Source organism: Rhodococcus sp. USK10 (assembly GCF_019378875.1).
Taxonomy (GTDB): domain Bacteria; phylum Actinomycetota; class Actinomycetes; order Mycobacteriales; family Mycobacteriaceae; genus Rhodococcus_F; species Rhodococcus_F pseudokoreensis.
In genome coordinates this window covers 5961579-5973963 of the sequence record NZ_CP076048.1, presented here as the reverse complement: position 1 = coordinate 5973963, position 12385 = coordinate 5961579, and the positions used below count along the sequence as shown (strand labels likewise).

11 protein-coding genes are annotated in these 12385 nt (G+C 68.9%); 8 read left to right on the top strand and 3 right to left on the bottom strand.

Translation table 11 applies throughout. From position 1 onward, the window contains the following. Window positions 1-17: 17 nt before the first annotated feature. Window positions 18-896, bottom strand: coding sequence for an oxidoreductase (locus tag I1A62_RS34705; protein ID WP_124392627.1), 879 nt, complete (start codon window positions 894-896; stop codon window positions 18-20). A gap of 40 nt (window positions 897-936) precedes the next feature. Continuing rightward, entirely contained in the window at window positions 937-3024 is a 2088-nt protein-coding gene (locus I1A62_RS34700; protein ID WP_257890985.1) for a CocE/NonD family hydrolase, read from the bottom strand. A gap of 96 nt (window positions 3025-3120) precedes the next feature. Between I1A62_RS34700 and I1A62_RS34695 the strand changes: the two genes are divergently transcribed. The 3 genes from I1A62_RS34695 to I1A62_RS34685 are packed head-to-tail and all read left to right on the top strand — an operon-like array spanning window position 3121 to window position 6526. After that, the gene (locus I1A62_RS34695) at window positions 3121-4020 is read left to right on the top strand and encodes a pseudouridine synthase (protein WP_219456795.1); all 900 of its coding nucleotides are present in this window, start codon (window positions 3121-3123) and stop codon (window positions 4018-4020) included. Between the two features lie 45 nt (window positions 4021-4065). Then, window positions 4066-5595, top strand: coding sequence for a CYTH and CHAD domain-containing protein (locus I1A62_RS34690; RefSeq protein WP_124392625.1), 1530 nt, complete (start codon window positions 4066-4068; stop codon window positions 5593-5595). A gap of 46 nt (window positions 5596-5641) precedes the next feature. Continuing rightward, entirely contained in the window at window positions 5642-6526 is an 885-nt protein-coding gene (locus I1A62_RS34685) for a universal stress protein (RefSeq protein WP_218270483.1), read from the top strand. Window positions 6527-6538: 12 nt separating this feature from the next. On the opposite strand, the gene I1A62_RS34680 is transcribed toward I1A62_RS34685, so the two are convergent. Beyond that, on the bottom strand, window positions 6539-7276 hold the full coding sequence (locus I1A62_RS34680; protein ID WP_124392623.1) for a VIT family protein: 738 nt from the start codon (window positions 7274-7276) through the stop codon (window positions 6539-6541). Between the two features lie 139 nt (window positions 7277-7415). Here I1A62_RS34680 and I1A62_RS34675 point away from each other — a divergent pair, with 139 nt between their 5' ends. The 5 genes from I1A62_RS34675 to I1A62_RS34655 all read left to right on the top strand — a co-directional run bounded on the left by I1A62_RS34675 (window position 7416) and on the right by I1A62_RS34655 (window position 12385). Then, window positions 7416-8198, top strand: a complete 783-nt coding sequence (locus I1A62_RS34675) for an SDR family NAD(P)-dependent oxidoreductase (protein WP_219456794.1) — start codon at window positions 7416-7418, stop codon at window positions 8196-8198. Window positions 8199-8224: 26 nt separating this feature from the next. Then, complete coding sequence (locus I1A62_RS34670) at window positions 8225-9283, top strand: YbhN family protein (protein WP_124392621.1); 1059 nt, start codon at window positions 8225-8227, stop codon at window positions 9281-9283. A 61-nt stretch (window positions 9284-9344) separates the two neighbouring features. Next, window positions 9345-10169, top strand: a complete 825-nt coding sequence (locus I1A62_RS34665; protein ID WP_219456792.1) for an SDR family NAD(P)-dependent oxidoreductase — start codon at window positions 9345-9347, stop codon at window positions 10167-10169. A gap of 118 nt (window positions 10170-10287) precedes the next feature. After that, complete coding sequence (locus tag I1A62_RS34660; protein ID WP_124392619.1) at window positions 10288-11505, top strand: ABC transporter substrate-binding protein; 1218 nt, start codon at window positions 10288-10290, stop codon at window positions 11503-11505. A 22-nt stretch (window positions 11506-11527) separates the two neighbouring features. Continuing rightward, window positions 11528-12385 carry a branched-chain amino acid ABC transporter permease gene (locus I1A62_RS34655; RefSeq protein ID WP_219456790.1) on the top strand — a complete coding sequence of 286 codons (858 nt, stop codon included), beginning with the start codon at window positions 11528-11530 and terminating at the stop codon, window positions 12383-12385.

The following is a 12385-nucleotide window of genomic DNA, read 5'->3' as shown; positions in this document are numbered from 1 at the left end:
CCTGCGCGGGCGTCGGGTCACCCGAATTTGTACTCGACGCCCGTCAGGTCCTCCGACAGCGACCACAGACCCTTCGCGGTCTGCTCGTCCCGCGACTTCTTGTTGGAGCCCACCACCTTCGGGTGGCCACGCTGCTCGAACAGGCCGTCCGGCCCGATGTAACTGCCGCCGATCACGTCGGGGGCGGTGGCCGCGAACAACATCGGCAGCGCCCCCATCTCCGCCGACTGCGCGAAGATCCGGTTGCCCACGGCCATCAGCTTGTCCTGCACCGATTCGGTGTGCGCCTGCAGATTGGTCGACGCGTAGCCGGGATGCGCGGCCACCGCTTTGACGGGAGACCCGGCCGCGGCCAGCCTGCGCTGCAATTCGTACGTGAACAGCAGATTCGCGAGTTTCGACTGCCCGTACGCGCTCCAGCGGTTGTACTTGCGGTGTTCCCAGTTGAGATCGTCGAGGTGGATCGTCCCCGCCTGATGCGCCGCACTCGACATCGTGGCGACCCGATCGGTGATCTTGCCGAGCAGCAGTCCGGTCAACGCGAAGTGCCCGAGATGATTTGTGCCGATCTGCATTTCGAATCCGTCGGCCGTCTTGCGCTGCGGAACCGCCATCACCCCGGCGTTGTTCACGAGCACGTCGACGGAATCGACGCCTGCGGCGAACTCGCGCACCGACGCGAGGTCGGACAGGTCGAGACGGCGCACCTCGGCGTTGTCGCCGATCGACCGCGCGACCACCTCACCCTTGTGGGTGTTGCGGCAGGCCAGCACGACGTGCGCTCCCGCCTTGCCCAGGGCCCGCGCGGCCACCTCCCCCAGACCACTGTTGGCGCCCGTGACGACGAACGTGCGGCCGCTCTGATCGACGATGTCCGAAGCTGTCCACTTGGTCATGCCGTCAACCCTACGGATCGCGGGACGCGGCGTGAACCCGTCACCACGCCTGCGCCCCGACCAGCGGCAGATTGAGGAAACTCGGCCGGTCCGGCGACAACGCCACGTGCTGCGGCTTCAGCTGACTGTCCGCCAGAATCGGTCCGAGTGGCAGGTACCGGGGAACGCTGCCCGCGTACACGTCGACCCGCAACCGGTGCCCCGGCGCGAGGACCGCGTCGGTGGGCACGAAGTTGATGTCGACCGGCGTCACCTCACCCGGTATCAGCGGCTGACGCGCGGCCACCGTCAGATAGTGGTGCGGTTCGGTGTAGTCGCCGTTCGCCGACCTGGTGCTCTTCGAATCGTCCACCGCCCGCATCGAAGCGGTGAGCGCACCGTTGGTGAGCGGGGTCGAGGTGCCGTCCGGGGCGACGTCGTTCAAAGTCACCGCCCAGAATCCGTCGGGCGCGTCCAGCACGGTTTCGAGGTGCAGGTTGACCGGACCCGACAATTCCGTCGGCTGCGTGACGGGGGCACTGGTGAACGTCAGGCCCTCGGCCTCGTTGAAGCGGGAGTCCTTGCTGCACACCGACCCGAACACGACGGCCGCGCCGGCGGTGCCCTGCGTTCCGTCGCGGGAGCAGAGCCCGCGGAGACCGGGCGCGACGGTGAGCCTCGCCGTGTCGCCGGGTGTCGCCGGCACCAGGCTGCCGTCGTGGGCGGCGTGCCCGGCGGTGCCGCTGGGGGCACCCGACAGGTACATCCGCTGATAGTCGACACCGGCCCGCGGGAACTGATCGGTGGTGGTCCAACCGTTGCCCTGCTGGTACAGCGTGACCGGGCCGTACTCGTCGATGCCGTTGTCGATGCCCTTCAGCCACTTGTCGAACCACGCGCGTTCGAGGACGTCGAGTCGCGGCGGCGCACCCGGCTCGCCGAAGCCGCCACCGAACGAGACGTGGTAGGCGTCGCTCATGATCAGCTGCTTCTCACCGGCGGGCAGCGGAATGTCGTTGTAGACCCGCGGTTCGCTGTTGGCGAAGATGTCGTGCCAGGCGCCGTAGAGCATGGTCGGCACGTCGATGTTCCCCGCCTGCGCCCTCCGCTCCTCGTAGAACTGGCCGTCCTGCGCCACCCGCAGCGTGCCGGCGTCGAGATCGCCGATCTGCGACGCGGTCATCGCCTGGATCAGTGCGGGGAACAGCGTCAGCGGATCCCGCAACCGGTCCTGCAGCCACCGCTCGTCGAAGTTCCCCTGCGCGAGTGCCTGGACGTCGGGAACGAACTTGAGACCGTTGACCAGTGACAGCCACAGCGGCATGAATCCCACACCGAGACCACCGCCCGTCCCGACGATGTCGCGGAGCAGGTCGTTGCCCGGTTCGGTGGGGAAGATCGCCTTCAACGCCGGCGGCCGATGCCCCGCGGCCTGCAGCGAGTTGATTCCCGAATAGGACACCCCCGCCATCCCGACCTTGCCGTCGGACCACCCCTGCCTGCTCATCCAGTCGATGATCTCGACGGAGTCCCGCTGCTCGAGCGGGCCGAGCGCCTGCCATTCCCCCTGCGAGAAGCCGGTGCCGCGCGCATCGACCACCACCTGGGTGTATCCGTTCCGGACGAGGTCGCGGTTGACGCCGAAGACGCGCATGCCGCCGCCGGTGATCACCTTCGACAACTCCCCGACGCCGTCGAGCGGTGTCCCGGCGAGATCGAAGGAGTTCACCAGGTCGACGACCGTGTCCTCGAGCCCCGGCACCGCGAGCACGGAATCGACGAGGTTGCCGACCAGCTTCGTGTACGGCGTGACGTTCAGGACCGACGGCATCGCGGTGTCGATCGGCGTGCCCGAGGCGTCCGCGGGGCGATAGACGTTGGCCTTCAACACCGTTCCGTCGGTCATCGTGATGGGAACGTCCCAGTCGATCGCGATCACCGGATATTTGGGGGGCGCGTCGACCGCGGCGTTCCACGCGGCGCCCGCCGCTCCCCCCGTCGGATCCGCCGACGCCGTCACCGCCGGAACGACAGCGAGACCCACCGCCACCGCAAGAGCAACTACCACCGCACCCGGACGAAACGCCCGTCGACGCACGATCACCACGACCCCCGTGAAAATCCTCCGATGACGCGCCTCAGCGACCATCAGGGTGGCCCGCGTCACAAACTTACCGGATAGTAACCATGAGCCTCCCCGCGGTCAACGACGGGTTTTCCCCGCCACTCGACTACCGTGACGAACGTGCCCGACGCCCCACTTCCCGTCCGCGACGGCCTCAACCCGACGCGGCTGAGGATGCCGGACACCGGCACGTGGCCCACCGTGCTCGACTACCTCGTCGCCCGGTTTCCGCACGACGAGACCCGCCTGCGCGAGAAGGTCGCCGCGTCCGAAGTCGTCGACGAGCGCGGGCAGCCGATCACCGGGTCCACACCGTTCGCGCCCCGCCGATTCGTGTACCTGTACCGGGATCCGCCCGTCGAGAAGCGGGTGCCGTTCGAGATCGAGATCCTCCACCGCGACGAGAACCTCCTCGTCGTGGACAAACCCCACTTCCTCGCCAGCACCCCGCGCGGCGCGTACATCGCCGAGTCGGCGCTGGTCCGGTTGCGCCGAGACCTCGACCTCCCGGAGCTGACGCCCGCGCACCGGCTCGACCGGTTGACCGCCGGGGTGCTCATCTTCACGGTGCGGCGCGAGGTCCGGCGCGACTACCAGTCGCTGTTCGACCAGCGCCGGGTGACCAAGGAGTACGAGGCCGTCGCCCGCTACGACCCCGATCTCGAGCTGCCCGCCACGGTCCGCAGTCGAATCGTCAAGGAACGCGGGGTCCTGAAGGCCTACGAGGTGGACGGTCCCGCCAACAGCGAGAGCCGGATCGAACTGCTCGAGGTCCACGGCGACGCGGCCCGGTACCGGCTGCTCCCGCACACCGGCAAGACGCACCAGTTGCGGCTGCACATGAGTTCGCTCGGCATCCCGATCCACGGCGACAACTTCTACCCCGATTTCTACGACGTTGCCGCCGACGACTATTCGACGCCGCTGCGGCTGCTGGCCCGTTCCGTCGAGTTCGCCGACCCCTGCTCCGGCGTCACACGGCGCTTCGCGAGCGTCCGGGGCCTCGACTGGCCGCTGTGACCTCGGCTTCTTTCGCCCGGCGCGCGCAGCCGGAAAGATGGGGACATGAGTACCGCGACGTCCGAAGTGGAACGCAAGTACGAAGCGACATCCGAGCAGCAACTCCCGGCGCTGTCCGGGCTTCCGGGCGTCGACGGTGAACCGCGACGCGACACCGTCCAGCTGTCCGCCCTGTACTACGACACGGGCGAACTGCTGTTGCTTCGCGCCGGAATCACGCTCCGCCGCCGCGAAGGCGGCGACGACGCCGGCTGGCATCTGAAGATCCCGGCAGGCACGGACGAGCGGACCGAGCTGCAACTGGCGCCCGACCCCGAGCACCCCGAGACGGAGGTGCCGCGCGAGTTCGCGGAACTGCTCACGGCCTTCACCCGCGGCGCCGCCCTGAACCCGGTCGCGCTCATCAGCACCGATCGCGAGCGGCAGCGGCTCGTGGACGCGGCCGGAACGACGCTCGCCGAGGTCGTCTCGGATGTCGTGATCGCCGCCGTCCCCGAGACGGGCACCGGAACCGACGAGCGGGTGTGGCGGGAGATCGAAGTCGAACTCGCGGCAGGCGACCGAAAACTGTTCGACGCCATCGACTCCCGGCTGACCGATGCCGGGATCGCCCGCTCCGACGCGCCGTCGAAGTTGCGGCGGGCACTCGGCGACGCGGTGGGCGGCACCCCGCCCCCCGTGCGTGGGAAGAAGCGGTCCGCGCCGCGGACGCTGCTGCTGGAGTATCTGGCCGAGCAGAAGGACAATCTCGTGACGGCCGACCTCGGCGTGCGGCGCGACCTCGAGGAGTCAGTCCACGACCTCCGCGTCTCGGCCCGGCGGATCCGGAGTGTCCTCCAGGTGTACGGGTCCAGCCTGCGCGACCAGGAGACGGTCGACGAGTTGATCGCCGAACTCCGCTGGGTCGGTCAGGCCCTCGGCCCGGCGCGGGACACCGAGGTGCAGTGGAGCCGCCTCGTGGATCGGCTGGGTGACGCCGAGGAGATAGCCGACCGTGAGGTCGTGCGGGCGCGCCTCGACGAATACTTCTCGGGACTCGCCGCCGCGGCCCGGCCCGCGGCGCTGGCCGCCCTGAACTCCCGGCGCTACCTCGACCTGCTCGCCGGGCTCGACACGTTCCTCGCCGCCGTCGAGTCGTCCGAGGGCTCGGACCCGTCGAAGAAGACCGTCGCGAAAACCCTGCGCACATTGTCGAAGTCCGTCCACGGGCGCGTGGGGAAGGCGGCGGCCGCGACCACCCGGGCCGAGCGCGACGAACTGACGCACCGAGCGCGTAAGCGCGCCAAACGATTGCGCTATGCGATCGAGTCGACGCGGTCACTGACACCGAAGGCGTCCGCCCGCGCGCAGAAGAAGTTCAAGGGCTTTCAGGACGTACTCGGCGACTACCAGGACGCCGTCGTCGCACGGGAGCACATCCTCGCGGCCGTGGCGGAGGATCAGCACTCCGCCGAGTCGAGCCTGGGCCTCGGAATGCTGCTGCAGCGTGAACTCGACCGCGGCGACGCACTGGCAGCCGATCTGAAACCGGAGTGGAAGAGCGCGAAGAAGGTGGCCCGAAAAGTCTGGAAGTAGGGCACAGTCGGGGAGTACCCACCAGCGTGAGCGAAGGGAACCGGACGTGAGCACACCCGCCAGTCATTCCGTCGTCGTCGGCCTGGACGGATCCGAGGCCTCCACCGCCGCCGCCCTGTGGGGCGCCTCCGTCGCGTCGAAGTGGGGCGCCACGCTGTCACTCGTGCACGCGCTGCCGCAGGACGGTCCGCTGTACAGCCCGGCGGCGATCATGCTGGAATCGCAGTTCCTCAGTCAGCTGCGCGAGGACGGCGAGGCCATCATCGGGACGGCGAAGAGGCTGCTGGGGCCGAAGTTCCCCGGTCTCGAGATCGAGACGACCATCAGTCCCGGTCCGGCGGGCACCGCACTGCTCGAGGCCGCCGACTGGGCACGGTTGATCGTGCTCGGATCCACGGGAGCGGGCGCGTTCCGTTCGGTGCTGGTCGGTTCGACGGCACTGCACGTGGCCAACCGCGCACCCTGCCCGGTGACCGTGCTCCGCGGCGAGGTCACCATGCCGGACCAGCGTCCGGTCGTGGTCGGGGTCGACGGCAGCGACCTCAGCAGCGAAGCGGTCGGTCACGCATTCGAGTTCGCGTCGTTCTTCGAGGCGCCGCTGAGCGCCGTCCACACCTGGCAGGGTTCCCCGACACTCGGCGCCGGCGGCACCGGCATGCTCGTCGACTGGGACGCCGTCAAGCAGGAAGAGGAGGCGCTGCTCTCCGAGGGCCTCGCGGGTGAGGCGGAACGGTACCCGGACGTGGCCGTGACCCGGGTGGCCGAGCAGGGCGCCGCCGCGGACGTCATCCTGCGGCATTCGGCCGACGCCCAGTTGATCGTCGTCGGCAGCCACGGCCGGGGGCCGCTGCTCGGCGCGCTGATGGGCTCGACAAGCCAGAATCTGCTCCATCACGCCACCTGCCCGGTGATGATCTGCCGGAGCGAGTGACGGTCGCCGCGGCTAGGAGATGTTCGTGCCCACCAGTTGGCCGATCCCGTAGGTGACGATCATCGCCAGCGCCCCACCCAGCACGACGCGGAGTACCGCCCGGGTGCGCCGCGCGCCGCCGAGGGCCGCGCTGACGGTGCCGGTGAGGGCGAGCGCGACCAGCACGGCGAAAAACGCCACCGGAATCCGCAGGTGCACAGGCGGTAAGAGGATCGCCAGCAGCGGGACGAGGGCGCCGAGAGTGAACGAGAGCGCGGAGGATCCCGCGGCCTGCCAGGGGTTGGTCAGATCGTCCGGGTCGATGCCCAGTTCGACGTCCACGTGGGCGGCGAACGCATCGTGATCGGTGAGTTCGCGGGCGACCGTCCGGGCGGTCTCGTCCCGCAGTCCCTTGGCCTCGTACATCGCGACGAGTTCTTCGAACTCGGCGTCGGGGGTCTCGGCGAGTTCGCGACGCTCCTTCGACAGCAGCGCGCGTTCGGTGTCACGCTGAGTGCTCACCGAGACGTACTCGCCGAGTGCCATCGACACCGCCCCGGCCGCGAGACCGGCGAATCCCGCGGTGAAGATCGCCGATCGCTCGGTGGTGGCCGCCGCCACCCCGACCACCAGACCGGCCGTCGACACGATGCCGTCGTTGGCGCCGAGGACACCGGCCCGCAACCAGTTGAGGCGGCTCGCCAGACTGGGTGCGTGCGGCTCGTCGGGGTGCCGCGAGGGCTCGGCCCGCTCGGCGTTCTCTGCTGACATGCGTTCAGGCTAAGACGAAAAGGCCTGGTCGGATAGCCAGGCAAGGCTGCGCTCGGCTGCGGTGCACGGTTCCCCGCACACCGGAACCAAGCAGTTGCTAGGTTAGGGGCGCGCTTCCCTCACACGCTTGGAGTTCCTCATGGCGACACCCGCCACCAGCACCCCCCGACGTCGCCGCGCCGCACTGGTCACCGGCGGCACCGGCGGCATCGGCTCCGCCATCGCACGGCAACTCGCGACCCTCGGCCACGACGTGGCCATCACCTACCGGTCCAATGCCGACGTCGCCGAGGACCTCGTCGCCGAACTCGAAGGCCGGGGCGTCGCCGCGCGGGCGTTCTCCGCCGACCTCACCGACCAGCCGCGCGTCGCGAGCGTCGTGAAACAGACCGTCGAACACTTCGGCGGCCTCGGCATCCTGGTCCACGCCGCCGGACCGCACGTCCCCATGATCCACCTGTCCGAGGTCGCGCCCCGGGACTACGCCGAGCACCTCCAGCAGGAGGCGGTCGCGTTCTTCACCGTCGTCAAGGCCGCCCTGCCCGCGCTGCGGGACGCGTCCGGTTCCGTCGTCGCCGTCACGACCGCGGCCACCAGCCGCTTCCCGGTGCGCGACGGCCTCTCCCCGGGAACCAAGGGCGCGATCGAACAACTGGTCAAGGGGTTCGCCGCCGAGGAGGGCCGCTACGGCGTCCGCTTCAACTCGGTCGGCCCGGGGATGCTCACCGACGGCATGGCCGAGCGGCTCATCGCCTCCGAAGAACTCGACCGGCGCGCACTCGACGCGGCGATGAGCCGGATACCGTTACGCCGCTTCGGCACCGCCGCCGACGTCGCCGAGGCCGTCTGCTTCCTCGCCGGCGACCGGGCCGGATTCGTCACCGGGCAGAAGCTCGACGTCGACGGCGGATACACGGTCTGAAGACCCGCCATGTGTAATAGATGCGTATGACTGACGCCGACAACACCCGCCCGACGCCCCGCAGGCGTCGCGTCGCATGGGTGATCGGCAGCCTTCTCGTCGTGGTGCTCGCGGTGGAGCTCGTCCTCATCTGGCCGGACCTCTCCGAGAGCGTCCAGAACCTCGGCGACCTGAAATGGGGATGGGTGGCGGCGGCCGTCGTCGCGTCGCTGGCGTCGATGTCGAGCTTCGCCCGCGTGCAGCGCTGCCTGCTGGGGGTCGCGGGCGTGCACATCAGGCAGCGGCAGTCGCTGGCGGTGACGTTCGCGTCCAACTCGATGAGCGTGACGCTGCCGGGCGGCCCGGTTCTCGCGACGACGTTCACGTACCGGCAGACACGGATCTGGGGTGCGTCGCCGGTGGTCGCGACGTGGCAGCTGGTGATGGCCGGCGTCCTCCAGGCGATCGGCCTGGCGCTCGTCGGACTGGCGGGCGCACTGCTCGTCGGAGCCAAGACCAACCCGTTCTCGCTGATCTTCACGTTCGGTGGCCTGTGCGCCTTCCTCGTCGTGGCCCAGTACGCCGCGTCGCGACCCGACGCGCTCGAGGGCGTGGGCATCACCGCGCTGCGCGGCGTCAACGCACTGCGAAAGAAGCCTCCGCTCAGCGGGGTTCGTCAGTGGAAGCACATCGTCGACCAGATGAGCGCCGTCCGGATGGATCGCGGCGACACGGCCCGCGCGTTCGGGTGGTCGCTGTTCAACTGGATCGCCGACGCGTCGTGCCTCGCGTTCGCGTGCTACGCCGTCGGCGCCCATCCCGGGTTCGCCGGGCTCGCCGTCGCGTACGCGGCGGGCAACGCCGCGGGTTCGGCTATCCCACTCCTGCCCGCCGGGCTCGGTGTCATGGACGCCGTGCTCGTGCCCGCCCTGACCGCCAGCGGAATGGCCGGCTCCGAAGCGGTGTCCGCGATCGTCGTGTATCGGCTGGTCAGCTTCCTGCTGATGGCCGCGATCGGCTGGATCGTCTTCGCGGCGCGCTTCCGGGGTGCGCAGCAGGGCGAGGAGGGCCCGGACCTCGAACCGCTGTGGGGCCGCGGCACCTGAATCCTCCCGCTGAGCGAGAGGACCGGGCCGAGGCCGCCGTCGACGGTCCTACCGTCGAGCCGTGACGAAACCGGAATCAGGTGCACAGCAGGTTGTCGTCGTCACCGGCGCGGCCTCGGGAATCGGAGCGGGGATAGCGCGGCATGCGCACGCCCGCGGCATGGCGGTGGTGCTCGCCGACATCGACGCGGCCGCGCTCGACGGTGCGGCCGCGGACCTGGGCGGCGCCCTCACCTGCGTCACCGACGTGTCCGACTCCCGATCCGCCCACGCCCTGGCCGAACTCGCATTCGACTCGTTCGGCCGGGTGGACCTGCTCTTCAACAATGCTGGCATCATGCGGGCCGGATTCCTCTGGCAACTCGGCGAATCCGACTGGGACGCCGCACTCGGCGTCAACATCACGGGCGTCGTCAACGGAATCCGCGCGTTCGTTCCGCGGATGCTCGACCAGGGCGGCGCCGGCCGCGTCGTCAACACGGCGTCGGTCGGTGGCTTCGCGCCCGGTCCGATGATGTCGCCGTACAGCGCATCGAAATTCGCGGTGGTCGCGATCACCGAGTGCCTGCAGATGGAGTTGAGCATGATCGACGCCCCCGTGTCCGCAAGCGTGCTCGCACCCGGGCCCGTCGTCACATCCGTATTCGACAACCCGTTCGGGGCCGTCTCCCATCCGGCCGTCGATCGGATGGTCACGCAGATGCGCGAACTGCTCGACACCGACGGACTCGACGCAGACACGTTCGCGGAGTTGGTCTTCGCGGGCATCGACCGCGGCGACTTCTGGCTCGCACCGCAGGGCGCGCATCTCGACACCATGGTCAGGCAGCACACCGCCACCATCCTCGAACGGCGAGAACCGGTGATCCGGCAGTCGTTTCGCTGAGCTCGGAACGTTCGCGTCGAGATCCTCCCGCCGAGTGAGACATTCCGCGGACATCGACCGTTAGTTCTGCTACCTTTTGCCGAACCAAGCACTTGCTTGCTTACGTTAAGGGGCGCCCATGCGAATTCGATCCTCAGCTCTCACAGCGGCGCTCGCCGTGACCGCACTAGCACTCACCGGGTGTTCCGGCGCGGGCGCAGACGACGCCGACGCCGCCGGCGGCCCCTACCGGGTACTCGTGACCGGCGGAATCAGCGGGCAGGGCGCGCTCGCAGCCAACGCGCAGACGTCCGTGCTCGCAGCGAAAGCGAGCGCCGAGGCCGTGAACAGGGCAGGCGGCGTCGGCGGACGCCAGGTGGAGATCACCGTCGTCGACGACGCGGGCGACGCCACCACCGCCGTGTCCAAGCTGCGGGAGGCCATCGCGTCCGGGAAGAAACCCGACCTCTTCCTCAACTCCGGCCCGTCGACCATCACCACCGCGACACTGCCGATCCTCGCGCAGAACAAGATCCTCTCGTTCAACATCGGGCCCACCGAGGATTCGGCGAACCCCGAGAAGTACCCGCTCAACTTCGACCTCGCCTCGGGACCGGCCGAGAACGCCGAGACCATCGCCCGATACATCAAGGGCAAGGGCTACCAGTCCGTCGGCGTCGTACACGGAAGCAGCGCCTACGGTGAAGTGTTCGGACAGGCGATGGAAGACGCGCTGGGCGGTGAAGGTGTGAGCAGCACCGGATCCGAGGAATACGACACCGCGGCCCTCGACATGACGGCACAACTGCAGTCGCTGAAGAACCGGGGCACGCAGGCGCTCGTCGTGGACGCCTACGGGGCACCACTCGGATACCTCCTCGCGAGCCTTCAGCGGCTCGACTGGAACATTCCGCTCGTCGGAAACACATCGGTCGCGGGAACGTCGCTGGTCTCGAAGGCGGCACCGGAAGGTGTACTGGGCACTCCGGCCACGGCGAACCTGGTCATGCACGTGCTCTCGAGCACGGTCCACGACGCCAACGACGCCGCCGTCAACACCATGGTCGAGAACATGAAGGCGATGGGCGACATCCCGTCGACGCTGATCCTCGCCGACAACTACGACGCACTGCCCCTCGTCGTGGCCGCCGTGAACAAGGCCGGATCCTCGTCCGATCCCGAAGCCCTCGCCGAGGCCCTCGAGAACCAGGAGGTCCTCGACAGCGCCCAGACCGCGTTCTCCCCGTCCTACCACTTCTCGGCCGACTCGCATGCGTCGAAGCCGGGTGACGAGGCGTACAAGTTCGTGCCGCCGAGCCCACTCCTCAACGGCCAGTACGGAAACCCGAGCGCGTGACACCCGACCACAGGAGAAACCGGTGACCATAGTCTGGTCGGGCCTCGCGCTGGGGGCGGTCTACACGCTCGTCGCGATCGGCTACAACATCGTCTTCATCTCGTCCCACACGTTCAACTTCGCTCAGGCCCAGCTGATGATGGTCGGCACGTTCGTCGCCTACACCGGACTGGTCACCCTGAAGTTGCCGATCCTCGTCGTCGCGGCGACGGCGACGGTCGCCGTGATGATCCTGGCCGGCCTCGAGGAGATCGTCGCCGTCCGGCCGGTCCGTGATCACCAGAATCAGCTCGTCACCACGCTCGGCGCCGCGACCCTGATCAACGGTGCGACACAGCTGATCTGGGGAAGCGAACCGCTCACCGTCCCGTTCTTCGGTTCGAACGACCCGATCACGGTCCTCGGCGGCCGCACGTATCCGGTCGAGATCGTGCTGCTGATTCTGGCGGTCGTGCTGGTGGTCGTCCTCGGCCGGGTCGGCACGAAGACCATGACCGGTCTCGCCCTCCTGGGCATCTCCGAGGACCGCGAAGCCGCCCTGTTGCGCGGCGTCAACGTCCGGGCGCTGGCCCTCGGTGCGTTCGCGTTCTCCGGCGCGCTCGCCGGATTCCTCGGGCTCTTCGTGGGTCCCAAGACGTTCGCGGTGGCCACCCTGGGTTCGGCGCTGGCGATCAAGGGTTTCGTCGCCCTGGCGATCGGCGGATTCGGCTCGCTCCCCGGCGCACTCGTCGGCGGCCTGACCGTCGGTCTCGTGGAATCGTTCGCCGCACTCGAACTGGGTAGCCAGTACAGCAACATCGCGGTGTTCGTCGTCCTCATCGCGATCCTCATGGTGCGTCCGGCCGGACTGTTCGGCCGGACGCGGGAACGGGTGGTGTAG

Bases quoted from the DNA above. Each gene is read 5' to 3' on its own strand.
- I1A62_RS34680 (WP_124392623.1), bottom strand. From the start codon at position 7,276: ATGTCAGCAGAGAACGCCGAGCGGGCCGAGCCCTCGCGGCACCCCGAC.
- I1A62_RS34690 (WP_124392625.1), top strand. From the start codon at position 4,066: ATGAGTACCGCGACGTCCGAAGTGGAACGCAAGTACGAAGCGACATCC.
- I1A62_RS34670 (WP_124392621.1), top strand. From the start codon at position 8,225: ATGACTGACGCCGACAACACCCGCCCGACGCCCCGCAGGCGTCGCGTC.
- I1A62_RS34660 (WP_124392619.1), top strand. From the start codon at position 10,288: ATGCGAATTCGATCCTCAGCTCTCACAGCGGCGCTCGCCGTGACCGCA.
- I1A62_RS34705 (WP_124392627.1), bottom strand. From the start codon at position 896: ATGACCAAGTGGACAGCTTCGGACATCGTCGATCAGAGCGGCCGCACG.
- I1A62_RS34700 (WP_257890985.1), bottom strand. From the start codon at position 3,024: ATGGTCGCTGAGGCGCGTCATCGGAGGATTTTCACGGGGGTCGTGGTG.
- I1A62_RS34675 (WP_219456794.1), top strand. From the start codon at position 7,416: ATGGCGACACCCGCCACCAGCACCCCCCGACGTCGCCGCGCCGCACTG.